We start from the raw sequence: 25086 nt of genomic DNA, 5'->3' as shown, positions 1-25086 counted from the left end.
TTCCTAGTCATCTTTGCCGGGGTGGGCTGTGAAATCTTTTTAGCAAAATGAGATTTCTGTCCCGCTCCCTTTTTAATTTTGAAACATTAAGTTTCATCTTGATAAAATCTTTTTAATTTAGTAAACTTTTAGAGGATACAGAAAGTGGGTGAAATAATGGCAACATGGTTAGCAATACTATTAATCATCGTGGCATTAATCGGTGGGATTGCTCTAGGATTCTTCCTTGCGCGTAAATATATGATGGATTACTTGAAAAAGAATCCACCTATCAATGAGGAAATGTTACGAATGATGATGATGCAAATGGGTCAAAAACCATCTCAAAAGAAAATAAACCAAATGATGACAATGATGAACAAAAACATGGATCAAAAAATCAAGTAGTTTATATACATTGATGTTAAAGGGATTGCGACACTTCTTGAAAGTGATGTGGTCCCTTTTTATTTGTTAAACTTAGTATAATTAAACCTTAGTTTTAATAACTTTTCACTTATTGTTCAAAATAAATCGTTTTAATGACGCATAAATTTGATAAAATGGAAATAATAGTGAGGGGGGATATAATGGAATTAACAGTTTTTGTTGCTTTTGGTGCAGGTATATTAAGTTTTGTTTCTCCTTGCGTTCTACCTATATATCCTGCTTTTGTGTCATACATTACAGGTATGAGTTACGATGATTTAAAAAATAAAGGGCTAAGTCGTAATGCAATATTACATACTATTATCTTTTTGTTAGGGTTTAGTTTAATCTATATGATTTTAGGTATGGGCATAGGATACATATCTGGCTTGTTTATAAATTATCAAACATTAATAAGACAAGTAGGAGCAATCATCATTATTGTGTTTGGATTAATCATTTTAGGTGTATTCCAACCACAATTTTTAATGAAAGATAGAAAAATTAATTTTAAAGCAAAGCCTTCAGGTTTTATTGGTACGTTTTTAATTGGTATGGCTTTTGCAGCTGGGTGGACGCCGTGTAACGGGCCGATTATAGCTGCGATTGGAACGTTAGCAGCAACAAATTCATCCCAAGCGATGTTATATATGCTACTGTATGTACTTGGATTTAGCATTCCATTTTTCGTATTAACTTTCTTTATAACAAAATTACAAATAATTAGGAAGTACAATGTTGCTATCATGAAGTTTGGTGGTATAATTATGATAATTATGGGAATTTTATTGTTCTTTGATTTATTAACTGACATAACAATATTTTTCCAATCTTTGGGTTTGGAATAAACACAAATGATATTTAGAACTTAAAGGGGTTTTAATCATGTATTTGCTTTTTTCAGTATTTATAGCAGCTTTAATGAGCTTAGCCGTTATAGTTGTAAGAATGAAAGCACAAAATTATCCAACAAATACTAGAAAGATTATATTACCACCATTTTTTATGGCTACTGGAGCACTTATGTACGTAGTGCCTTATTTCAGACTAACAGGTGCTGAAATAATTGAATCGATCATTGTAGGTCTTTTCTTCTCATTATTTCTCATATTCACGTCCAACTTTGAAATTAAACGTTCTGAAATATATATGAAACGTTCAAAATTATTTCCAGTAATTCTTATTTCTTTATTGATTATAAGAACTGTAGGTAAGTTTGTATTGAGTGATTCAATCGATCCGGGCCAATTAGCTGGTATGTTTTTCTTATTGGCATTTAGTATGATTGTTCCTTGGAGAATATCTATGTACTTTAAATATAAGAAATTACGTAATCAAATAAGTGTTGTAAAATAAAAACAACGCACTACTCATTTATTGAGTGTGCGTTGTTTTTGCATTTGAAATTTCTTCTGCATGATCAAATATAGAAAACTTGTTTTTTTCATCGTCTGCTAATTCGAACAATGGCAAATATGGTGTATAATCGATATTAAGTTCTGTTAGCTTTTTCTTCATAAATTTGTGATCTCGTTTAGGTGTAGCAACGATATATCCCCTCATGATATGATCGAGTTCAATCGAAGTAGCATGTTCTTCTAGCGCGATTTTAGATACACGTCCACCGATTTTCTCTTTAGCAACGTCTCTAAAAAGATCTGGTACTGGAGACACTAATTCGTTTAATAATGATCTTGCTTCATCATTCCATAAAGGCAAGGCTTTGTGGATATAGTAATCTTGCCAATCGAGTTCACTCATGCCATCATCTTTAGGCATGCGCTTTAAGAATTTTCGAAACATAAAGAATCCGCCAATAGCAAGTAACGAAATAAAAACTATGCACCATAAGACAATAAAGAATATAAATACGTTACTCAATGAAATCACTCCTTATGACTAGTATAAATGAAGCAAATAAACCTGTCTAACAAATATTTTGAAAGGTGATAGAATATGAAAATTTTACATACAGCTGATTGGCATATAGGAAAAACTATAAACGGCCAGTCATTATTAGAAGACCAAAAATATGTATTAGAACAATTATACGAAGCAGTAAAAGAACATAAACCGGATGTTGTAATCATAAGTGGGGATTTATATGATTTACATTATCCAAGTAAAGATGCAATGGTCGTGTTGGAAGATGCGTTATCTAAGATTAATTTAGAATTAAATACGCCAATAATCGCTATAAGTGGTAACCATGATGGGAAAGAAAGATTGAATTACGGTGAAAAATGGTTTGCTAAGTCAGGATTAAAGATTATGACAGATTATCATGACATGTTTAAACCAGTAGAAATGAATGATATCCATATATACGTTATGCCGTATTTCACGCCTGCTGATATAAGGCAAGCATTTGGCAATAAAGACATACATACACACCAAGAAGCTACTGATTATATCGTTAAACATATGGAAGAAGTGATGGATGACAGTAAAACGAATATACTCGTAGGACATTTATTCGTAGCTGGAGGAGAATCAAGTGATTCTGAAAGACCACTATCAATAGGGACGATTGAAACAGTTAGCGCTCAAACTTTTAAGTCTTTTGATACTGTTATGCTAGGACATTTGCATCATCCATTTGCGATTCAATCAGATTATATATTTTATTCAGGCTCTTTAATGCAATATTCATTCTCTGAACAGAACCAAGCTAAAGGCTATAGGTTGTTTGAATATAGCGAGAGTAGTTTTGAGCAAAACTTTATACCACTAACACCTAAACGTTCTTTTCATGTTGTTCAAGCGTCTTATGAAGATGTTATACATGAAAATATTACAATTCAAAATCAGGAAGACTATTTTCATTTTAAATTGACGAATATGGATCATGTAACGGATCCACTTATGAAGATACGTGCTATATATCCAAATACATTACAAATATCTAGACAAGATTATGAAGTGAAAGAAGATGAAATTCAATTAGATGTTCATGCTTTAAGTGATATAGAAATCATAAAGTCATTTTATAGTCATGTAACAGATGAGGAGTTATCTGGTATTAAAGAAGAAAAGGTTGTTCAATTACTTGAAAAAGCAATCAATAAAGGAGTTGATGAATAATGAGACCCCTTACTTTAAACATGCAATACTTTGGACCGTTTATTAATGAAACGATAGAGTTTAACCATTTATCAAAATCTCAACTCTTTTTAATAAGTGGTAAAACAGGTTCTGGGAAAACGATGATATTTGATGCTATGGTATATGCTTTGTATGGAGAGACATCGACCCAATCAAGAGATAAAGTGGATTTAAGAAGTCACTTTGCAGATCCTAAATTACCGAGTAAAGTGCAATTTGAATTTAAAATTAAAAATGAATCATATTTAGTGGTTAGAACAATTAAATATATAAAAGAAGGAAATAAGAATCCAACAAATTCTACTGTGGAAGTGTATAAAGAAGTAGACGGCGAATGGTCTTTACAGACGAGTACGATAAATGAAAGTAATCAATATTTGAATGATATATTGCATATGAACGTTAAACAATTTAGACAAATTTTAATATTACCTCAAGGGGAGTTTAAGCAATTTTTAATTTCAAATAGTACAGAGAAGAGAAGTATCTTAAGAACATTATTTGATAGTGATCGTTTCGAAGCATTGCAAGAACAATTAGGAGAAGAGATGAAGAAAGAAATTGCTTTAATAGAAAGTCATTATCAGCAAATTTCTCAATGCTTATCAGATTTACATGACTTCGATCATGAAACATTAAAAGAACTAAAAGATATAGAAGGCCATCGCTATAAGAAAGTGGAAAATGCATTAGTACAGTATGAAGAAATAGGTAAAGAAAAATTAGATTATCAGTTGAAAGAATTAAAAGAACAAGAAACAATCGTTAAAAATTTAGAAAAGAAATATGAAGATAAGAAGGTCATTAAACAAAACTTTGATACATTACAAGAAAAACAACATGAGTTAAATATGCTTAACGAACAAGTTGAACATATTAATAACTTAAGAGAACAATTAAGGTATTTAAAAACAGTACAAAATATTACGCATCAGTATAATCAATTAAAAGAGAAACAAATTAACAAGAAAGAAACTGAGAAGCAACACGAAGAATTAAAAACAGAAAAGCAAGAAGTTCACAGTCAATTTGAATTTTATAACAACAAGTTAAGTGAAAAGCTCGAAAGCCAAGAGGACATTAATAAGAAAAGAGCATTTATTAATAAGACAAATCATATCTATACAAGCATAGAACAGTATTATGATAGTAGAGAACATTTACCTGAAGCGAAAAAACAACTAGAGAAGTTAAAAGAAGAGATAACTCAGAAGACAAATTCGATTACAACATTGCAAGAATCTTTAAAAAATATAGATGCAGATGATGAAGCAGAACAAAATAAATTAAAACAGCAAGAATCTTTAAAACTTGAATTACAGCAATTAGAAAATACACAAAATCAATTTCAAGAAAAGGAAACACTTATTGCAACTCAGAAAGAGATTAAATCAAAACTAGGTGAGTTAGAACAACAACAAAAGAATATTGAACAAAGCATGAAAGAGTCAGATGCATTTGAAGTATTAACAGTAGAAGATGAAATACTGAAAATTCAAAAGCATGTGCATGAAGGTGATGCTTGTCCTATATGTGGTTCCAACATAGAGAACTTAAACGGTGATATAGATTTTGATTCATTAAGAAAAGAAAAAGAAGAACAGCATGAAATTAAACTAATGCATCAAAAAATTTCTAATGATATTGTCGTATATAAGGAAAGACAAAACAATACAGAATCACAGCTTAAGAAATTAAATGATATTGAATCAGTTTCGGATAAAATACAATCTGTAAACGATGATTTAGAAAAAATACAAAAAGAAATTGCGGACTTGAGAGATAGTAGACAACGTAGCCAAAAAATGAAACAAGAAATGCACGATTTAGAAAAAGGCTTATCTCAAGATGAAATAAATAGTAATAGTATTCAAAATGAAATCAAGAATTATGAACATAACATGGATTATTTTAATAAAGAAACTCAATTTGAATCTATAGAAGACTTTAGTAAACAATTTAAATCGTTTGAAAATGAAATTAAAAGTTATGATCAAGAATTAGAAACATTACAGTCTCGAGTAAATGAATATAAAGAGAAGTTGTACCAAATAGAGAACAAACTAAGTTCTATTAGCGAAAGAAGGCAAATGCTTGAAGAACAAGTAGCATCTATTAAGTCATATTTAGAAAGTGAAATGGATAAGCAACAAATAGAGTCATACGAACAATTAGATAAACTTATATTAAGTGTGAATAAAATTGATGAGTATGAAGTTGAAGTAACAGAATTTGATAAGAAATATATTAAGTTAGAAGCGGATGTAAAAGAATTAACTGAAAAAGTTAAAGATTGTGATGTACCAAATTTAGAAGACATCATTTCTCAATTAAATGCTGCTAAAGAATTAGAAGCAGAAATGACGAAATTAAACACACAATTACAATTAAAAGTTGATCAAAATAAAGACAAACGAGACGCTATTCAAAAGATAATAGCCAAAATAGAACGAGATTTACACGAACAAGAAGAAATGATTGAACTATCTAGAGTGATGAACGGTAAGAATAGTGAGAAATTGTCATTAGAAAACTACGTACTCATTTACTATTTAAACCATATATTAGATAGTGCAAATCAACAATTTGTTAAAATGACCAACAATCGTTATCAACTTGTACGTAAAAAAGAAAAGTCTATGGGGTTAAGTGGATTAGAAATAGAAGTGTTCGATAGGTTTTCTAATAGAACGAGACATATAACGTCGTTATCAGGTGGAGAAACGTTCCAAGCGTCACTATCTTTAGCGATAGGATTATCTAATATAGTGCAGCAAGAAGCGGGTGCTGTGCACTTAGAATCAATGTTTATAGATGAAGGATTTGGAACGTTAGATGCAGAAACATTAGAAACAGCGCTGGATACACTCGTCAATATACAAATGTCTGGAAGGTTAGTAGGCATCATTTCCCACGTTTCAGAATTAAAAACTAGAATCCCAACTATTTTAAATGTAAATAAAAATGGATTTTTAAGCACAACCTCTTTTACGGTTAACTAAAAGACACAGCAAAGACATAAATTAATGAAAATATGTGTTTAAGTTGTAATTTTAATTTGATATATTTTAATTAATAGCAAATTTTGGGAGTGTTTAGATGAAAAAGGGAATATTTATTGGCTTACTCGCTACCATAATTTTGATAGTTAGTGCTTGTAGTAACAATGCAATAGAACCCGAGAGTCAGTATGGCAACAAATTGCAATCTTTTAACGTCACTGATCAAAATGGCGATAAATTTTCACAAAAAGATATGAAAGGTAAAGTATACATAGCCGATTTTATATTTACTGATTGTGAAACAGTTTGTCCACCAATGACATATAATATGAGTACAGTAATTGACCAATTAGAAAAAGATGGTGTGAAAGATTATGGCGTAATCAGTTTTAGTGTAGATCCTGATAACGATACACCTAAAAAATTAAAAGATTATATTAAACAATATAATGTACCTGATGGAAAATGGACGCTAGTAACGAATTATGACTTTAAATTTATTAAGCAATATGCAGAAGATAATTTTAAATCAATTGTAGCGCCGCCACCAAAAGGTAGTAACCAAGTAACACACGGTACAAGTTTCTATTTAGTTGATCAGAATGGAAAAATTATTAAAACATATAGTGGTCAAGATGCTGGGGATAAGAAATTCCCTAAATCAGAAATCGTAGCTGATGTTAAGACGTTAGTTGAAGAAGGCCCAATTGAAGATTAAAGTTCATATTTAAATAACCCCCTAAATCGTTAGTAATATTAAGATTTAGGGGTTTTTATTTTTGGAATCTATAAATTGAAGGATAACGTTATTGACACGTTTTGAGAGAAGTGACAACAAGGATAGCGTTATTGACACGTTTTGTAAGAAAAGGAAATAAAGAAGAGGCTGAGACACAATAAAAATGGTCTCAGCCTCAAATGGTATATGTAAAACTTACTTTTCACGTAAAGCGTCGCGAATTTCTGTAAGTAATACAGTTTGTTCGTCGATTTCTTCCTCTTCTTCACCTTTTCTCATAACAGTATTTGCAATTTTAATAAAGATGAATAAAGCGAATGCCACGATTATAAAATCAATAATCGATTGAATAAATAAACCGTACTTAATACCCATTAATGACCATTTTTCAGCGAAGTCTACTTCACCCAAAATAAGACCAATTAATGGCATGATTACGTTCTCTACTAAAGATGTAACAATTTTGTTAAAGGCTGCACCAATAACAACGGCGATTGCTAAATCTAAAACATTACCTTGTAAAGCAAAATCTTTAAATTCTTTTAATAATGACATATTAAACACCTCCTCGTCGTCATAATAATACCTTAAACACACAAAAATTGAAATAGTGAATTTGATTTAAAACTTGATATTTGGTAAAGTATTGAAGTTGCTGTTTTGTTAAAATTATTTTTTAAATTTATTAGGTTAAAAATAATTTAAACGGGAATAAACAATTATGAGTTTGTATTTGAAAGGAGTAGTGCGATGTCGAACGTACATAAATATCCAAATGGTAGAAAAATATCAAATGTGTTTACATTTAGTGCAATAGTAGTAGGAATTATCGTAGCACTCGGTGCTATTTTTCCAACTCAATTTGGCGGTATAACTGCTGATATCAGTGCTTGGATATCTAAATACTTTGGTTGGTATTATATGATTATTACTATATTGATGGTATTTTTCTGTGTATTTATTATTTTTAGCCCAATAGGTAAACTGAAATTAGGAAAACCACAAGATAAACCTGAATTTAATACAATTTCATGGTTTGCTATGTTATTTAGTGCTGGTATGGGTATCGGTTTAGTATTCTATGGTGCTGCTGAACCTATGTCACACTTTATCTCACCACCAACAGCTAGTCCGGAAAGTAAAGCTGCAATGACAGAATCAATGAGATCTACATTTTTACATTGGGGCTTTCATGCATGGGCAATTTACGGAGTAGTAGCATTAGCGTTAGCTTATGCTCAGTTTAGAAAAGGTGAGCCAGGTCTATTATCTAAAACGCTTAGACCTTTATTAGGTGACAAAGTAGATGGGCCAATCGGAACATTTATAGATGTGTTATCAGTATTCGCTACAGTAGTAGGGGTTGCTGTTTCACTAGGTATGGGTGCTTTACAAATTAATGGTGGTTTAGAATACTTATTCGGTGTTCCAAACAATATCGTAGTGCAAGGTGTTATCATCATTATTGTAACTGTCTTATTCCTTGCAAGTGCATGGAGTGGTCTAAGTAAAGGTATTCAATATTTAAGTAATTTGAACCTTATTTTAGCAAGTATATTACTTATTGTTACTTTAATTATCGGCCCTACTATTTTAATTTTAAATATGTTTACATCATCAACTGGAGCTCTATTTGATAGTTTCTTATTTAATGGTTTCGATATTGCACCATTAAATGAGCAAAAGAGTGCGTGGTTAAATGATTGGACACTTTATTATTGGGGCTGGTGGATGAGTTGGAGTCCATTCGTAGGTATATTCATAGCACGTGTATCTCGTGGACGTTCAATTCGTGAATTTATTTTAGGCGTTATGTTAGTACCAACAATCGTCAGCTTCATTTGGTTCAGTGTATTTGGAGTTACAGGTATTGAAGTTGGTAAGAAAACACCTGAAATATTTAAAATGACAACCGAAACACAATTGTTTGGAGTATTTAATGAATTGCCTATGGGCATGCTTTTGTCGCTTGTTTCCTTGGCATTAATTTGTATATTCTTTATTACTTCAGCCGATTCAGCTACATTCGTTTTAGGTATGCAAACAACTTATGGTTCATTAGAGCCAGCTGGTAGAATTAAAATTGTTTGGGGTGTAGCTCAATCATTAATCGCATTTGTGTTGCTATTCTCTGGTGGTGACACTGGGTTAGGCGCATTGCAATCAGCCGCCATAATATCCGCGTTTCCATTTAGTTTCATCATAATTATGATGATTATAGCGTTTTACAAAGATGCTAACCAAGAACGTAAATACCTTGGTTTATCTATTACACCAAATAAACATCGTATGAAAGAATACGTTGAAAAATCAAAACGTGAATACGAACAAGAATTAAAAGAACAAAGAAGATTAGAAAGAGAATTAGAAGACTAATCAATTAAAAACGCCTATCAAATTTCACATTAGTGATTATTTGATAGGTGTTTTTTTATTATAAAAATTATATTATTTCTAAAATAAATTTCGTAAAGAGTTGATAATCATTCTCATTTAATAACTAATTTTTATGTATAAACTATTATGCATAAGTAAAACTTATGGTTGCGTATCAAAAACTTGAATGGTAAATATAATGATTTTTAGGGTGAAAGTGTTGTTTTACCTAAGTTTTGATTATACAATTGTATATGAAGCATTTTGATGTACAAATTAAAGGGGGAACAAAAAATGAGCTCAAGTTTAAAAGAACAAGCTAAAAAGTCTTTTGAATTGAACGGTAAAAATTATACGTTCTACAGCTTAAATACATTAGATGAATTAGGTCTTACTAATGTTGATAATTTACCATATTCTATCCGCGTATTATTAGAATCAGTTTTAAGACAGTATGACGGACATGTTATTAAAGAAGAACACATTATGAATTTAGCTAAATGGGGTAAATCAAATGATGCAGATGCTGAAGTACCATTCAAACCATCACGTGTAATTCTTCAAGATTTCACTGGTGTTCCAGCAGTTGTAGATTTAGCTTCTTTACGTAAAGCAATGGATGATGTAGGTGGAGATGTATCTAAAATTAACCCAGAAGTTCCTGTTGATTTAGTTATTGACCACTCAGTTCAAGTTGATAGTTACGCTTTACCATCTTCTTTAGAAATGAACATGAAATTAGAATTTGAACGTAACATTGAACGTTACCAATTCTTACATTGGGCTACTAAATCGTTCGATAACTATCGTGCTGTACCACCTGCAACAGGTATTGTTCACCAAGTAAACTTGGAGTACTTAGCAAGCGTCGTGCACATTAGAGAAGAAGAAAATGAATTAGTGACTTACCCAGATACTTTAGTTGGTACTGACTCTCATACAACTATGATCAATGGTATAGGTGTTCTAGGTTGGGGTGTTGGTGGTATTGAAGCTGAAGCTGGTATGCTTGGTCAACCATCTTACTTCCCGGTACCTGACGTTATAGGTGTTAAATTAACGAACGAACTTCCACAAGGAACAACTGCAACTGACTTAGCATTACGTGTTACTGAAGAGTTACGTAAAAAAGGCGTTGTAGGTAAATTCGTTGAATTCTTTGGTCCTGGTGTAGAAAAATTACCACTAGCAGATAGAGCTACTATCGCAAACATGGCGCCTGAATATGGTGCGACTTGTGGTTTCTTCCCAGTAGATGAAGAATCTCTAAGCTATTTACGTTTGACTGGCCGTACAGAAGAACAAGTTCAAGTAGTAGAAAAATACTTAAAAGAAAATAATATGTTCTTCAAAGCTGAAAAAGTTGATCCAACATATACTGATGTTGTTGACTTAGATTTAGCTACAGTTGAAGCTTCATTATCAGGACCTAAACGTCCTCAAGACTTAATTAAATTAAGCGATATGAAAAAATCATTCGTAGATTCAGTAACTGCTCCAGCAGGTAACCAAGGTCACGGCTTTGATGAATCTGAATTTGATAAAACTGTAGATATCGAATTAGATGATGGTACGAAGACTACTATGACAACTGGTGATTTAGCTATTGCTGCTATCACTTCTTGTACAAACACTTCAAACCCATACGTAATGTTAGGTGCTGGACTTGTTGCTAAAAAAGCAATCGAAAAAGGGTTAAAAGTTCCTCCATACGTTAAGACATCTCTAGCTCCAGGTTCAAAAGTAGTTACTGGATACTTAAGAGATGCTGGTTTACAAGATTATCTGAATGAATTAGGATTTAATCTAGTTGGTTACGGTTGTACGACTTGTATCGGTAACTCTGGTCCTTTATTACCTGAAATTGAAAAAGCAATTGCAGACGAAGATTTACTTGTTACTTCAGTATTATCTGGTAACCGTAACTTCGAAGGACGTATTCATCCGTTAGTTAAAGCAAACTACTTAGCATCACCACAATTAGTAGTAGCTTATGCTTTAGCAGGTACTGTGAATATCGATTTACAACATGATCCAATCGGTAAAGATAAAGATGGTAAAGATGTTTACTTAGAAGAAATCTGGCCATCAATTGAAGAAGTAAGAGATACTGTACTTTCAGTTGTAACACCTGAATTATTCCGTGAAGAGTATAAAACAGTATTTGAATCAAACGAAGTATGGAATCAAATTGAAACAACAGATCAACCATTGTATGATTTCGATCCAGAATCAACATATATCCAAAACCCAACATTCTTCGAAGGTTTATCAACTGTACCAGCTGATATTAAACCTCTAAAAGATTTAAGGGTTATGGCTAAATTTGGTGATTCAGTAACAACTGACCATATTTCTCCAGCAGGCGCAATCGGTAAAGATACACCAGCAGGTAAATACCTTCAAGATCATGGTGTAGCAATTAGAGACTTCAACTCATACGGTTCTCGTCGTGGTAACCACGAAGTAATGATGAGAGGTACATTTGCTAACATTCGTATCAAGAACCAATTAGCTCCAGGTACTGAAGGTGGCTTTACAACATATTGGCCAACAGAAGAAATCATGCCTATATATGATGCTTCAATGAAATATCAAGAGAATGGTATCGGCTTATGTGTGTTAGCAGGAAACGACTACGGTATGGGTTCATCACGTGACTGGGCTGCTAAAGGTACTAACTTACTAGGTGTTAAAACAGTTATCGCTCAAAGCTATGAACGTATTCACCGTTCAAACTTAGTTATGATGGGTGTATTACCATTACAATTTAAAGAAGGCGATTCAGCTGATAGCTTAGGTTTAACTGGTAGAGAATCTATTTCAGTAGACTTACACGAAGGTGTAAAACCTCGTGATATCCTGAAAGTAACAGCTACTGATGAAGACGGTAAAGTCACTGAATTTGAAGCGTTAGCTCGTTTCGACTCAGAAGTAGAAATTGACTACTATAGACACGGTGGTATTCTACAAATGGTATTAAGAAATAAATTAGCTTAAACTCAGAAAAACGAGTCTGAGACATTCATTTATGTCTCAGACTCGTTTTATTTATGTTATGATATTAGGGATAGCGATTTAGAAAGAGGGATTATACAAAATGATTTATAGTGAAACACCAATAGATGTACGTTATGCAGAAACAGACAAAATGGGCGTCGTATATCATGCAAATTACGCAATTTGGTTAGAAGTTGCACGTACAGATTATATTTACAAAGCTGGCTTCAGCTATGCAGATATGGAAGAGGCAGGTATCATCTCACCAGTAGTCGATTTAAATATTAAATATAAAAAATCTATTACATATCCTGAGAGAGTTATCATTAAAACGTGGATATCGCATTATTCACCAATTAGGTCAATTTATTCATACGAAATATTGAATGAAGATGGGGAAATTGTGAGTACAGGTTCAACAACGCATGTTTGTTTGAAAAAAGGTACAAATAGACCAATTAGATTAGATAAAAGCTTCCCAGAATGGCATGAAGCTTACTTAAAAATTAAAGAAGAAACAGAACAAGGTATTGATCGAAAATTATAAAAAATAAAAGCAGATAAATCGCTTTAAAGCGACGTTTATCTGCTTGTTTTATAGTTTATTTTGAAGTTTTAGCTTCGTATTTAATTTCTTCGTTATCATTTAAATCGATAAGTAAATCATTATCTTCAAAGTACCATAAATCTTTTTCGTCAATAAAGAATGGAAGGTTATCTTTTTCGTCTTTAAACCCAACTTCAGATGAATTTAAAGGTTCTACAGTGAATGCAGGTGAAAAACCTTGCTTGAGTTGAAATTCACCGCCATAACGCACGAATATTCTTAACGCTTGGTCTTCATTGAATTCTAATTCATTTTTAAACCATTCAACTGCTTTATCTGTAATTTCTAAATTCATAGTGCATTCTCCTTTACATCCATTTGATTTTTGGTTCATTCCCTTTAAATATGCGCACGATATTTGATCGATGTCTTACAAATAATATGATGAATATCGCGATTGAAATAACTAAAAATGGTATATCGCCTATTATAATTGCACCTATAACACAAAACGTCGCTGCAACCATACTAGATAATGATACATATTTAGTTAAGAATAATATAGCAAAGAATATAATTGCAAGTACGATGAGTAATATCGGGTGAACACCCAATACTGCACCAGCACTTGTTGCTACTGCTTTACCACCACGGAATTTCAAGAACACTGGGAATACGTGACCGACAACGGCACACATTCCTATAAAAATACTAGGAATATCTAAATTAAACCATATTGGGAAGAAAACTACAATGAATCCCTTGAAAATATCTAAAAACATTACGATAAATCCAGCTTTTTTACCTAATACTCTAAAAGTATTAGTAGCACCTAAATTGCCACTTCCAAAATTTCTGATATCTTTTTTATAAAATAATTTACCTAACACGAGGCCACTTGGGAAACATCCAATCAAGTAGCTAAGTATAATAACAACAAATGTCATTATAAAACACTCCTTTGTTAGCAGGTACTAATAGTTTACCATAACTAGAAATAGGTTACTATTTAAATATGATTTTACCATAAGATATAAAGTGAAATTGTACTACTATTAGTGATAGGACTTGCATTTTCCGGAGATTTATAACAAAATAACTAATGTATAGTAAAAAAACGAACGTACGTTTGTAGGAGGAGAAATATTGAATAAACAAGCAAAAGTTCAATATGGTGAAGATTCAATTCAAGTACTCGAAGGTCTTGAAGCTGTTAGAAAAAGACCTGGTATGTACATCGGTTCAACAGATGTTCGCGGACTTCACCATTTAGTTTATGAAATTGTAGATAACTCTGTTGACGAAATTTTAAATGGGTATGGTACTGAAATAGAAGTAACAATACATAAAGATAATAGTATTTCTGTTTCTGATAACGGTAGAGGTATGCCAACAGGATTGCACAAAACCGGCAAACCAACACCTGAAGTTATTTTCACAGTTTTACACGCTGGTGGTAAATTTGGCCAAGGAGGCTATAAGACATCAGGTGGATTACATGGTGTAGGTGCATCTGTAGTGAACGCACTTAGTGAATGGTTAGAAGTAACGATTCACAGAGAAGGCCATACGTATAAACAAAGATTTGAAAAAGGCGGTAGACCAGTTACAACATTAGAGAAAAAGGGGAAGACGAGAAAAACTGGAACAACTGTACATTTCAAACCAGATCCAACAATATTTAAAAATTCTACTCATTATAATTTTGAAACATTGTGTGAAAGACTACAAGAATCTGCGTTTTTATTAAAAGCGCTCAAAATTAAAATAAAAGACTTAAGAGGCGAAGAGCCTAATGAAGTTTTTTATCATTATGAAGATGGTATTAAAGAGTTTGTTAAATATTTGAATGAAGGCAAAGATGTGCTACATGATGTTGCAATGTTTACTGGCACTTCTAATCAAATTGAAGTGGATATTAGTTTTCAGTTTAACGATCAGTATTCAGAAACTATTTTAAGTTTTGTGAATAATGTTCGTACTAAAGATGGTGGAACACATGAAACGGCACTAAAAGCTTCTTTTACAAGAGTATTTAATGAATATGCTCGAAAAATTGGAGAATTAAAAGCAAAAGATAAAAACTTAGATGGTAGCGATATTCGTGAAGGTTTAACAGCTATTATTTCAGTGCGTATTCCAGAGGATTTACTACAATTTGAAGGACAAACTAAATCTAAATTAGGTACGACTGAAGCAAGAGCTGCCGTAGATTCAGTAATATCTGATCAATTACCTTTCTATTTAGAAGAGAAAGGACAATTATCTAAGTCATTATTAAAGAAAGCTGTAAAAGCCTCTCAAGCGCGTGAAGCTGCACGTAAAGCTAGAGAAGAAGCGAGAAATGGTAAGAAGAATAAAAGAAAAGAAACATTGCTCTCAGGTAAGCTAACGCCTGCTCAAAGTAAAAATACTGAGAAAAATGAACTATACTTAGTAGAGGGTGACTCTGCAGGTGGTTCAGCTAAATTAGGAAGAGATCGTAAATTCCAAGCGATCTTACCTTTAAGAGGTAAAGTTATTAATACTGAAAAAGCTAAACTTGAAGATATATTTAAAAATGAAGAAATCAATACGATTATTCATACTATTGGTGCCGGCGTAGGTGCTGACTTTAGTTTAGAAGACAGTAATTACAAAAAAGTTATCATCATGACAGATGCCGATACAGATGGTGCTCATATTCAAGTATTACTTTTAACATTCTTCTTTAAATATATGAGACCTTTATTAGAAGCAGGTCGCGTGTATATTGCATTACCACCTTTATATAAAGTAGAAAAAGGTAAAGGTAAAAAGAAACAAGTTGAATATGCATGGACAGATGAAGATTTAGAAGTATTAATGAAAAAGCTCGGTAAAGGTTTCACACTGCAAAGATATAAAGGTTTAGGTGAAATGAATGCTGACCAACTATGGGAAACAACTATGGATCCAGAAACAAGAACATTAATTAGAGTGAGCATAGATGACGAAGTACGTTCACAAAGACGTGTGACAACATTAATGGGTGACAAAGTTGAGCCGCGTAGAGAATGGATTGAAAGACACGTCCAATTTGGTATGCAAGAAGATCAAAGCATACTTGAAAGTGATGATATTCAGCTGCTTGATGATGAAATAGAAACAGAGGGGGAAGTTAATTAATGGTTGAACAAATACAAAACCTTCCTTTAGAAGATGTTATAGGGGATAGATTCGGTCGGTATAGTAAATATATTATCCAAGACCGAGCACTTCCTGATGTACGTGATGGTTTGAAGCCAGTACAACGAAGAATTTTATTTGCAATGTACAAAGATGGTAACACTTATGAGCGAAACTTTAGAAAAAGTGCGAAAACAGTAGGTAACGTAATCGGTAATTACCACCCTCATGGTGACTCATCGGTATATGATGCAATGGTTCGTATGAGCCAAGATTGGAAACTAAGACATGTATTGATTGAAATGCATGGTAACAATGGTAGTATCGATAATGATCCTCCTGCAGCAATGCGTTATACAGAAGCTAAACTTAGTAAATTAGCAGAAATACTGCTTCAAGATATAGATAAAGAAACAGTAGAACATGTTCAAAACTTTGATGATACGGCAATGGAGCCTATGGTTTTACCAGCGAGATATCCGAATTTATTAGTAAATGGTTCTACTGGTATTTCTGCGGGTTATGCGACTGATATTCCACCACATAATTTAGGTGAAGTTATTGATGCGACACTAAAATTAATAGATAAACCTACTACAACAATAGATGAACTTATTAAGTTTATTAAAGGACCTGATTTCCCTACCGGTGGCATTATTCAAGGTTTAGATGGTATTAAAAAGGCTTACAAAACTGGTAAAGGTAAAATAGTTGTAAGAAGTAAAGTAGAAATAGAACAAATACGTGGCGGAAGAGAACAAATTATCGTTTCAGAAGTTCCTTTTGAAGTGAACAAAGGTAGTTTAGTTAAAAAAATTGATGAACTACGAGCTGACAAAAAAATAGAAGGCATCGTTGAAGTTCGTGATGAAACTGATAGAGAAGGTTTAAGAATAGCAATTGAGCTTAAAAAAGATATAAATAGTGAAGGCGTTCTAAATTATTTATATAAAAATACTGATCTACAAGTTTTATATCATTTCAATATGGTTGCAATTAATAAGAGAAGACCAGAGTTATTAGGACTTAAAGAGATTTTAGAGAGCTATATTGAACATCAAAAAGAAGTTGTTACTAAACGTTCTCAATATGAACTCTCTCAAGCTGAAAAGCGTATGCATATCGTTGAAGGTTTGATAAAAGCTTTATCTATACTTGATGAGGTAATAGAAACAATTAGAGCTTCTAACAATAAACGTGATGCTAAAGAAAACTTAATTGCAAAATATAAATTTACTGAAGAACAAGCAGAAGCAATCGTAATGCTACAATTATATCGTTTAACAAATACAGATATTGTATCTCTAGAAGAAGAATTCGATGAATTAAAGAAAACAATAGAGCGTCTGAAAGATATTTTAAATAATGAAAGTTCATTGTTAAAAGTGATTAAATCAGAATTAAGATCTGTGAAAAAAGAATTTAGTGATGAAAGAAAAACAGACATAGAAGAAAAAATCTCTGAAATTAAAATTGAAAAAGAAATTCTTGTACCTAGTGAAGAAACGATTGTTTCTATGACACGCGATGGATATGTTAAAAGAACTTCAAATAGAAGCTATCAAGCAAGTGGTGTTGAAGAAGTTGGCTTAAAAGATGGAGATTATTTGTTAAAACATCAAAAAGTAAACACACAAGATACGCTAATTGCTTTTACTTCGAAAGGTCATTATTTATTCATTCCTGTACATGAAATAGCCGATTTAAAGTGGAAAGAATTAGGTAAACATGTTTCACAGATGATTCCTATCGGTGATGACGAAAGAATTATAGATATATTCTTTGAAACTGATTTCAAACCAGAATCTAATTATATTATTGCTACGAAAAACGGCATGATTAAGAAATCAACAAATGATAAATTTAAAGCATCTAGAATTACAAGACCGTTAGTTGCAATGAAACTAAAAGATGATGATGAAGTTATTTCAGTATTGAAAATAACAGAAGATGAACTTTTAACAGTGATAACTGAAAAAGGTATGAGCTTAACATATGATACAGATGAACTATCAGACATAGGATTAAAAGCTGCTGGTGTTAAATCCATTAACTTAAAAGATAATGATAATGTGGTCATGACAGAAACTTTACCAAGTAACAAATCAGTATTCATTGTCACAGATCGTGGTTCAGTAAAACATATGAAAGCAGACCAATTTGTTCCCGCGAAAAGATCTCAACGTGGTTTAATGATATTAAAAGAATTAAAATCAAAATCACATAAAATTATAAAAGCTTTAACTCTTTCTGAAAATGAAACTTGTATAATTTTATCTGAAAAAGACGTCATTAAAGTAGACACTAAAGACTTTAATTACAGCGAAAGATATACAAATGGTAGATTTATTGTTGATGAAAGTGAGTTTGGTCAAGTCATAGATGCATACTTCGATGAAAAAGCACTTGAATAAAAAAATATAGTCATATACTAATTGTCATGGTAAAATCATGATAATGATTTATTAGACTAATTTTATTTAGAATTGAGGGATTTGTTTGAAAGACTTTGATAGTTATATCCCAAGTTGGTTTCATGACTTTGTTCAATGGGGTAATGATTTAATTTGGACGCAAAACTTAATTTTCTTACTTTTACTGGCAGGAGTATTCTTCACAATTAGTTCTAGAGTTGTACAACTTAGATGGCTGCCAGAAATGTTTAGAATTATTTTTGAAAAGCCAGAAACACTTGAAGATGGGAAAAAAGGTATATCATCTTTCCAAGCATTTGCAATTAGTGCGGCTTCACGCGTAGGTACTGGTAATATTGCCGGTGTAGCTACAGCTATCGTTCTTGGTGGACCTGGTGCTGTATTCTGGATGTGGGTTATTGCATTTATCGGTGCAGCCAGCGCATTCTTTGAAGCTACTTTAGCTCAAGTATATAAAGTAAAAGATGAAGAGGGCGGTTTTAGAGGCGGCCCAGCATACTACATAGAACGTGGACTTGGTCAAAAATGGCTAGGTGTTATCTTTGCAGTATTAATTACAGTTACTTTTGCATTTGTATTTAATACTGTGCAATCTAATACAATTGCTGCATCTTTAAATGAGCAATATGAATTTTCGAATATTATAACAGGTGTTATTTTAGCTATTATAACTGGGATTGTTATTTTTGGTGGTGTTAGAAGTATTGCAACAGTATCTTCTTTCATCGTTCCAATTATGGCAGTCGGTTACATTATATTAGTAGGCTACATCTTAGCGATGAATGTTGATCAAATTATTCCAATGTTACAAAACATCGTAAAAAGTGCTTTTGGATTACACCCAGCATTTGGTGGTGCAATTGGTTTTGCATTAATGCAAGGTATTAAACGTGGGTTATTCTCAAACGAAGCTGGTATGGGTTCTGCAGCAAACGCCGCAGCAACTGCAGCCGTAAGTCACCCAGTAAAACAAGGTTTAATTCAATCATTAGGTGTATTCTTTGATACATTAATTATTTGTTCAGCTACTGCAATTATGTTACTGCTATATACTGACTTACAATTTGGAGCAGATGCAGAACAAGGTGTAGCAGTTACACAACAAGCTTTAACAACACATGTAGGTGAGTTTGGTGGTATATTCTTAACTATTGCAGTATTTATGTTTGCATTCTCATCTATTATTGGTAACTATTACTATGGACAAGCTAATATTGAATATTTAACGAAAAATAAATTTATAATGTTTATTTTTAGATTATTAGTTGTTGGAATGGTATTCGTTGGTTCAGTTGTACAAGTACAAACTGTTTGGGATACTGCAGATTTATTTATGGGATTAATGGCGGTTATTAATATCGTAGCATTATTCGGTCTAGCTACAGTCGTGTTTGAAGTAGCGAAAGACTATCGAGACCAAAGAAAACGTAAATTAAATCCAGTATTTAAAATAGAAAACTTAAAAGCAAACTTCAGTAATATTGAAGCTTGGGGCAATAACCCATATAGTAGAAATGAAGATACAGCAGTGAAAAAGAAAAATAAGCCAACTGTAGATTCAGAAGAAGAAAATGTTTCAGAAAATAAAGACGAAACTTTAAATGATGATAACAAAGATCAATAATTATCATTTATAAAAAAAGAATGAAAATGTTAATTAGGACTGCCGAGAAAATCGGCAGTCTTTTTTTGTTTTGAATGTAAAAATGAGGCTGAGACATGTATTTATGTCCCAGCCTCATTATTTTGTATATTCACTAAAATTATTTAAATAAATTAGCGATTGAATTAAAGATATCTTTAATTGCGTTGACGATTTTATCCCATAGTCCTTCGTCTTGTAATTTATCTTTAATGTTATTTCCTAAGTCTTCTGCTTTTTTCTTAGCATTTTTGAAATCATCTGACTTAACTATGTCATTAACATAATCTTTAGAGTTCTTAATAAAGTCTTTAGCATTTTCTCCATCGAAAATACCGTCTTTTTGAGCACTATCGATTACATTAACAATTTTGTTAACTTGATTTTCATTAATGATGTTTGTTAATCCGTTATCTTCAATTTTTTGATTTACGATATTTGTAATTTCAGTTACTGAAACATTCCCGGATTTTTCTGCAACTGCTTGTTTAGATTCTGCCACTGTCTTGTTAAGTTGTGATTGAGAAAATCCTTCTTGACCTTTATTCTCTTCAGATATCTCGTTTATTGTAGATAGCTCTTCTTGTGCTACTTGTGTTCTGTTTGAATCTATAGATTCACCTTGTGCTTCGAAGGCTTTATAAACACCTGCAAGTGCGCTTTCTCCTGTAACATCTTCACTTGACGCGATTGTAACGTCAGCATCTTTAATACCAGCTGTCATTAGAGCATTTTTGTAAGTATCTTCTGTAACTTTAGTGATTTGACCTTGATCTTGGTTGATTGTTAAATTCAAACCACTACCTTTAGAAGTTTTCGTTATACGAATGCTAGATTTGAGTACATCGTTTGATGACTGCATATTCAAGTATTTATTTAAATCTTCAGCATTAACATATGTTGTTTTATCACTGTTTTTTGTACCTAAAAGATTTGAAGTTGTTTCTTTAGCTGAAGGGTTATTCTCTAAAGCTGCTCCATAAACAGTAACTACATTATCCCAAGCTTCTTCAGTTACTGCTTGAGCTTGTTGTTTCGGATAAAAAATAGTAGCAATAACTAAAACGGATAGTATAGAAATAATGTATGTTTTTAAGTTTCTCACATGACTCACGTCCTATAAATTTATTGATATATTATATCTATCATTATATTAGCATCAATTGTATAATATGTAATAGGTCTTCAGAATGAGGTTTTTATATGGGAAAATATATTATCGAAAAAACACTCAATAATAATGTGTTAGTTGCTAACTATTATCAAAAAGAAGTAATTTTAATAGGCAAGGGGATTAGTTTTGGTAAAAAACAAGGTGAAGAAATTGATACAGATTTAATAGAGAAAGTTTACTTATTAGAATCTGAGAGAGATAAAGATAGATATACACAGTTATTAAACGGAACGAGTGAACACGTATTTAATACAATATTAGAAGTAGTAAATGGAATTGATAAACAGTTGGGCGGTAGTGTAAGTGAAAAAACGCTCATTTCATTAACTGATCATATTGTATTTGCAATAAAGCGAATAGAAGAAGGCATTCATGTTCATAATCCATTTTTAAAAGAGACAGAAGTGCTTTATCCAAGGGAATATCAAATTGCTGAAAACGCTGTTAAAGCTTTAAATGAAAAGTTAGATTTACAGTTTATTGAGTCAGAAGCTGGATTTATAGCATTACATATCCATTCAGCTGAAGAAAATCATTCACTTAACGACATAAATAATATAAAACAAATTATACAGAAGTCAATTATTATAATAGAAGAGGGCCTTGAAGTTAATATAGATAAGAATAGTATTAATTATAGTCGTTTTGTAAGACACTTACATTTTGCGATTCAAAGAGTCTTAGCAGATGAAAGAATTCCGGATGCAACTGATATTGAATTGTTATTGAAAGCGCAATATCCACTGTGCTATAATATTGCCGTAAAGATAGTGAAGATGATGCAAACACAGTTAAAGAGGCCAGTTTATGAATCTGAATTAGCATATTTAACAATGCACATCCAACGCTTTAATAATAACTTATAAATTGCGTGTTACTGTTTCGTCAGGCATGAGCAAATAAACATTACCTTATGGTAGGTTTCTTGCTCATGCCTTTTTTGTGCTGTAATTTATTGAGTTAACAATGGGAGATTAATGTCACCAGTTACAATTGCACCGGTATTAGAGTTTTACTTGCATGGATAATGGAATGAAAATCGATCAATTTTTGTTTCATAATTTTCATAAAAAATATTATTGAAAGCGTAATCTTATCGTGCTATAATAAGTCGGTAGATAAAGTGTAGAAAAAATATTCAACACTTAAATAATAACTTATAAATTGCGTGTTACTAATACGATTAGGCATGAGCAAATAAAATATACCCAAGGGTATGTTTATTTGCTCATGCCTTTTTTAGTGCGATAATTTATAAAGTTCAAAATACAGGAGGGTTTTATAATGTTCAAGAAGTTCTTTGGTCAGTTGCAACGTATTGGTAAAGCATTAATGTTACCAGTTGCGATTTTACCAGCAGCAGGGCTGTTGTTAGCTTTCGGGTCAGCTATGCAAACGCCTAACTTAGTTGAAATTATGCCGTTCTTAACAAATGATACGGTTGTTATGATTTCTGATTTAATGCAGAGTGCTGGTAGTATTATATTTGATAATTTACCTATGCTATTCGCTATGGGTGTAGCAATTGGTTTAGCAGGTGGAGACGGTGTTGCAGCCATAGCAGCATTCGTAGGTTACTTAGTTTTAAATATGACTATGGGTCAATATTTAGGTATCACAGCTGATGATATTAATGCTGAGAACCCTGGTAATGCTTTAGTACTTGGTATCCCAACGTTACAAACAGGTGTATTCGGCGGTATCATCATTGGTGCTTTAGCAGCATGGTGTTATAACAAGTTCTATAACATTACGTTACCATCATACTTAGGTTTCTTTGCTGGTAAGCGTTTCGTACCAATCGTGATGGCTGCATCATCATTCCTATTAGCATTTTTAATGGCTTGGATTTGGCCACACGTTCAATATGGATTAAACGAATTCTCATCTAGTTTAATCGATGCAAATACAGGATTAGCAGTATTCTTATTCGGATTTATTAAACGTCTGTTAATTCCATTCGGTTTACATCATATTTTCCATGCGCCATTCTGGTTTGAGTTTGGATCATATACTACAGCAGCAGGGAAAGTTGTACACGGAGATTTATCAATTTTCCAAGCACAAATTGCTGATAATGTAAGTTTAACTGCTGGTAAATTTATGCAAGGTGAATTCCCAGTTATGATGTTCGGGTTACCTGCAGCAGCATTAGCGATTTACCATACAGCTAAACCTGAAAACAAAAAAGTAGTTGCTGGTTTAATGGGTTCAGCAGCACTTACATCATTCTTAACAGGTATTACGGAACCATTAGAATTCTCATTCTTATTCGTAGCACCATTATTATTCTTTATTCACGCAATATTAGACGGATTATCATTCTTAATTTTATATTTATTAGATTTACATCTAGGTTATACATTCTCAGGTGGATTCATTGATTTCTTCACATTTGGAATCTTGCAAGGTAAAACAGCATGGTGGCTAGTAATCCCAGTTGGTTTAGTATACGCAGTTATTTATTACTTTGTGTTTAGATTCTTTATTTCAAAATTCAATTACAAAACACCTGGTCGAGATGATGCAGAACAAAAAACAACAACTGTATCTAATAGTGAATTACCGTTCTCAGTTTTAGAAGCAATGGGTGGTCAAGATAACATTAAACATTTAGATGCTTGTATTACGAGATTACGTGTAGAAGTTCAAGATAAAGACCAAGTTGATAAATCTGAACTGAAAAGTTTAGGTGCTTCAGGTGTACTTGAAGTAGGTAATAATATTCAAGCGATATTTGGACCTAAATCAGATCAAATTAAACATGACATGGCACGTATTATTTCAGGTGAAATTACGAAACCAAGCGAAACAACAGTCACAGAAGAAGGAAATCAAGAAAATGCTGAAATTCTAGCTGAAGGAGATGCAACAATTTATTCTCCTATTAAAGGTGAAATCATTGATATTAGTGAAGTACCAGATAAAGTTTTCTCTGAAAAAATGATGGGTGACGGCATAGCTATCATTCCAGAAACAGGCGAAGTTGTAGCACCATTTGACGGTAAACTAAAAATGACATTCCCTACAAAGCACGCTATTGGTTTAGAATCAACTGAAGGTGTGGAATTACTAATTCATTTCGGTTTAGAAACTGTTAAATTAGAAGGTCAAGGATTTGAAATATTAGCAGAAGCAGAAACTGATATTATTAAAGGACAACCTTTAATGAAAGTAGATTTAGACTATATTAAAGAGCATGCAGATAGCACAGTAACACCGATTGTTGTAACAAACCTTAATGATTCTAAGTTAGAAACATTAGTTAAAGGAAAAGTAGAACAAGGCGATAAAATCTTTATTGTTAAATAGAATATATAAAGAGAAGGATCTTCAAATAGATTCTTCTCTTTTTTATTTTTATTATGATAAATCATAAAATTATTATGTAAACTATTGATGTAAAATTTTACTGTTAAACTTCGTCGATTAGGGTATAATAGACTATAAATTAATACAAGGAGGGCTATTCTTGGAAAAAGAATCACGAGGTCGAGGTTCGAACGGTAAA

19 protein-coding genes are annotated in these 25086 nt (G+C 32.2%); 14 read left to right on the top strand and 5 right to left on the bottom strand.

What is annotated here, in order from left to right; translation table 11 throughout:
• Nucleotides 1-156: 156 nt before the first annotated feature.
• The 3 genes from ACNMOQ_RS07800 to ACNMOQ_RS07790 all read left to right on the top strand — a co-directional run bounded on the left by ACNMOQ_RS07800 (nt 157) and on the right by ACNMOQ_RS07790 (nt 1764).
• Nucleotides 157-387, top strand: a complete 231-nt coding sequence (locus ACNMOQ_RS07800) for a YneF family protein (protein WP_016999596.1) — start codon at nt 157-159, stop codon at nt 385-387.
• 182 nt (nt 388-569) lie between these two features.
• Nucleotides 570-1256: a cytochrome c biogenesis CcdA family protein gene (locus ACNMOQ_RS07795; RefSeq protein ID WP_016999595.1), complete on the top strand. Its 687-nt coding sequence runs from the start codon at nt 570-572 to the stop codon at nt 1254-1256.
• 34 nt (nt 1257-1290) lie between these two features.
• Nucleotides 1291-1764: a CcdC family protein gene (locus tag ACNMOQ_RS07790; RefSeq protein ID WP_026023651.1), complete on the top strand. Its 474-nt coding sequence runs from the start codon at nt 1291-1293 to the stop codon at nt 1762-1764.
• Nucleotides 1765-1782: 18 nt separating this feature from the next.
• On the opposite strand, the gene ACNMOQ_RS07785 is transcribed toward ACNMOQ_RS07790, so the two are convergent.
• The gene (locus tag ACNMOQ_RS07785) at nt 1783-2295 is read right to left on the bottom strand and encodes a DUF2621 domain-containing protein (RefSeq protein ID WP_276325830.1); all 513 of its coding nucleotides are present in this window, start codon (nt 2293-2295) and stop codon (nt 1783-1785) included.
• Nucleotides 2296-2364: 69 nt separating this feature from the next.
• Here ACNMOQ_RS07785 and sbcD point away from each other — a divergent pair, with 69 nt between their 5' ends.
• The 3 genes from sbcD (at nt 2365) to ACNMOQ_RS07770 (ending at nt 7233) form a co-directional block, all read left to right on the top strand.
• Nucleotides 2365-3492, top strand: coding sequence for an exonuclease subunit SbcD (gene sbcD, locus ACNMOQ_RS07780; RefSeq protein ID WP_103269155.1), 1128 nt, complete (start codon nt 2365-2367; stop codon nt 3490-3492).
• The gene (gene sbcC / locus ACNMOQ_RS07775; protein WP_416349654.1) at nt 3492-6515 is read left to right on the top strand and encodes an exonuclease subunit SbcC; all 3024 of its coding nucleotides are present in this window, start codon (nt 3492-3494) and stop codon (nt 6513-6515) included. The genes sbcD and sbcC overlap by 1 nt, the downstream gene beginning before the upstream one ends.
• A 97-nt stretch (nt 6516-6612) precedes the next feature.
• Complete coding sequence (locus tag ACNMOQ_RS07770; protein WP_016999590.1) at nt 6613-7233, top strand: SCO family protein; 621 nt, start codon at nt 6613-6615, stop codon at nt 7231-7233.
• 216 nt (nt 7234-7449) lie between these two features.
• Here the strand turns inward: ACNMOQ_RS07770 and mscL are convergent, their stop codons facing one another.
• Nucleotides 7450-7809 (bottom strand): large conductance mechanosensitive channel protein MscL, encoded by a 360-nt coding sequence (gene mscL, locus ACNMOQ_RS07765; RefSeq protein WP_416349653.1) that lies wholly within the window; start codon nt 7807-7809, stop codon nt 7450-7452.
• Between the two features lie 195 nt (nt 7810-8004).
• Between mscL and ACNMOQ_RS07760 the strand changes: the two genes are divergently transcribed.
• The 3 genes from ACNMOQ_RS07760 (at nt 8005) to menI (ending at nt 13177) form a co-directional block, all read left to right on the top strand.
• Nucleotides 8005-9630, top strand: a complete 1626-nt coding sequence (locus ACNMOQ_RS07760) for a BCCT family transporter (protein WP_064204988.1) — start codon at nt 8005-8007, stop codon at nt 9628-9630.
• A gap of 294 nt (nt 9631-9924) precedes the next feature.
• Nucleotides 9925-12630, top strand: coding sequence for an aconitate hydratase AcnA (gene acnA, locus ACNMOQ_RS07755; protein ID WP_016999587.1), 2706 nt, complete (start codon nt 9925-9927; stop codon nt 12628-12630).
• A gap of 100 nt (nt 12631-12730) precedes the next feature.
• Nucleotides 12731-13177, top strand: a complete 447-nt coding sequence (gene menI, locus ACNMOQ_RS07750) for a 1,4-dihydroxy-2-naphthoyl-CoA hydrolase MenI (RefSeq protein ID WP_016999586.1) — start codon at nt 12731-12733, stop codon at nt 13175-13177.
• 55 nt (nt 13178-13232) lie between these two features.
• On the opposite strand, the gene ACNMOQ_RS07745 is transcribed toward menI, so the two are convergent.
• Both ACNMOQ_RS07745 and plsY read right to left on the bottom strand, forming a co-directional pair.
• A complete protein-coding gene (locus tag ACNMOQ_RS07745) occupies nt 13233-13532 on the bottom strand; it encodes a HesB/YadR/YfhF family protein (protein ID WP_016999585.1) in 300 nt (99 codons plus the stop codon).
• A 13-nt stretch (nt 13533-13545) separates the two neighbouring features.
• Nucleotides 13546-14124, bottom strand: a complete 579-nt coding sequence (gene plsY, locus ACNMOQ_RS07740; RefSeq protein ID WP_016999584.1) for a glycerol-3-phosphate 1-O-acyltransferase PlsY — start codon at nt 14122-14124, stop codon at nt 13546-13548.
• Between the two features lie 199 nt (nt 14125-14323).
• Between plsY and parE the strand changes: the two genes are divergently transcribed.
• The 3 genes from parE (at nt 14324) to alsT (ending at nt 20383) form a co-directional block, all read left to right on the top strand.
• Nucleotides 14324-16324, top strand: a complete 2001-nt coding sequence (gene parE / locus ACNMOQ_RS07735) for a DNA topoisomerase IV subunit B (RefSeq protein ID WP_064204987.1) — start codon at nt 14324-14326, stop codon at nt 16322-16324.
• The gene (gene parC / locus ACNMOQ_RS07730) at nt 16324-18738 is read left to right on the top strand and encodes a DNA topoisomerase IV subunit A (RefSeq protein WP_016999582.1); all 2415 of its coding nucleotides are present in this window, start codon (nt 16324-16326) and stop codon (nt 18736-18738) included. The genes parE and parC overlap by 1 nt, the downstream gene beginning before the upstream one ends.
• Before the next feature lie 85 nt (nt 18739-18823).
• The gene (gene alsT, locus ACNMOQ_RS07725) at nt 18824-20383 is read left to right on the top strand and encodes a glutamine transporter AlsT (protein WP_135020168.1); all 1560 of its coding nucleotides are present in this window, start codon (nt 18824-18826) and stop codon (nt 20381-20383) included.
• A gap of 139 nt (nt 20384-20522) precedes the next feature.
• Here alsT and ACNMOQ_RS07720 read toward each other — a convergent pair whose 3' ends face one another.
• On the bottom strand, nt 20523-21506 hold the full coding sequence (locus tag ACNMOQ_RS07720) for a DUF1002 domain-containing protein (protein ID WP_416349652.1): 984 nt from the start codon (nt 21504-21506) through the stop codon (nt 20523-20525).
• 98 nt (nt 21507-21604) lie between these two features.
• On the opposite strand from ACNMOQ_RS07720, the gene glcT reads away from it, so the two are divergent.
• Complete coding sequence (gene glcT, locus ACNMOQ_RS07715) at nt 21605-22441, top strand: glucose PTS transporter transcription antiterminator GlcT (RefSeq protein ID WP_064204985.1); 837 nt, start codon at nt 21605-21607, stop codon at nt 22439-22441.
• 418 nt (nt 22442-22859) lie between these two features.
• Nucleotides 22860-24887: a glucose-specific PTS transporter subunit IIBC gene (gene ptsG / locus ACNMOQ_RS07710; protein ID WP_016999576.1), complete on the top strand. Its 2028-nt coding sequence runs from the start codon at nt 22860-22862 to the stop codon at nt 24885-24887.
• Nucleotides 24888-25086 lie beyond the last annotated feature (199 nt).

Origin of the sequence: Mammaliicoccus lentus (genome assembly GCF_947036595.1) — a bacterium.
Classification (GTDB): domain Bacteria; phylum Bacillota; class Bacilli; order Staphylococcales; family Staphylococcaceae; genus Mammaliicoccus; species Mammaliicoccus lentus.
The sequence above is the reverse complement of the archived record's forward strand: the minus strand, read 5'-3'. Positions and strand labels throughout refer to the sequence as shown.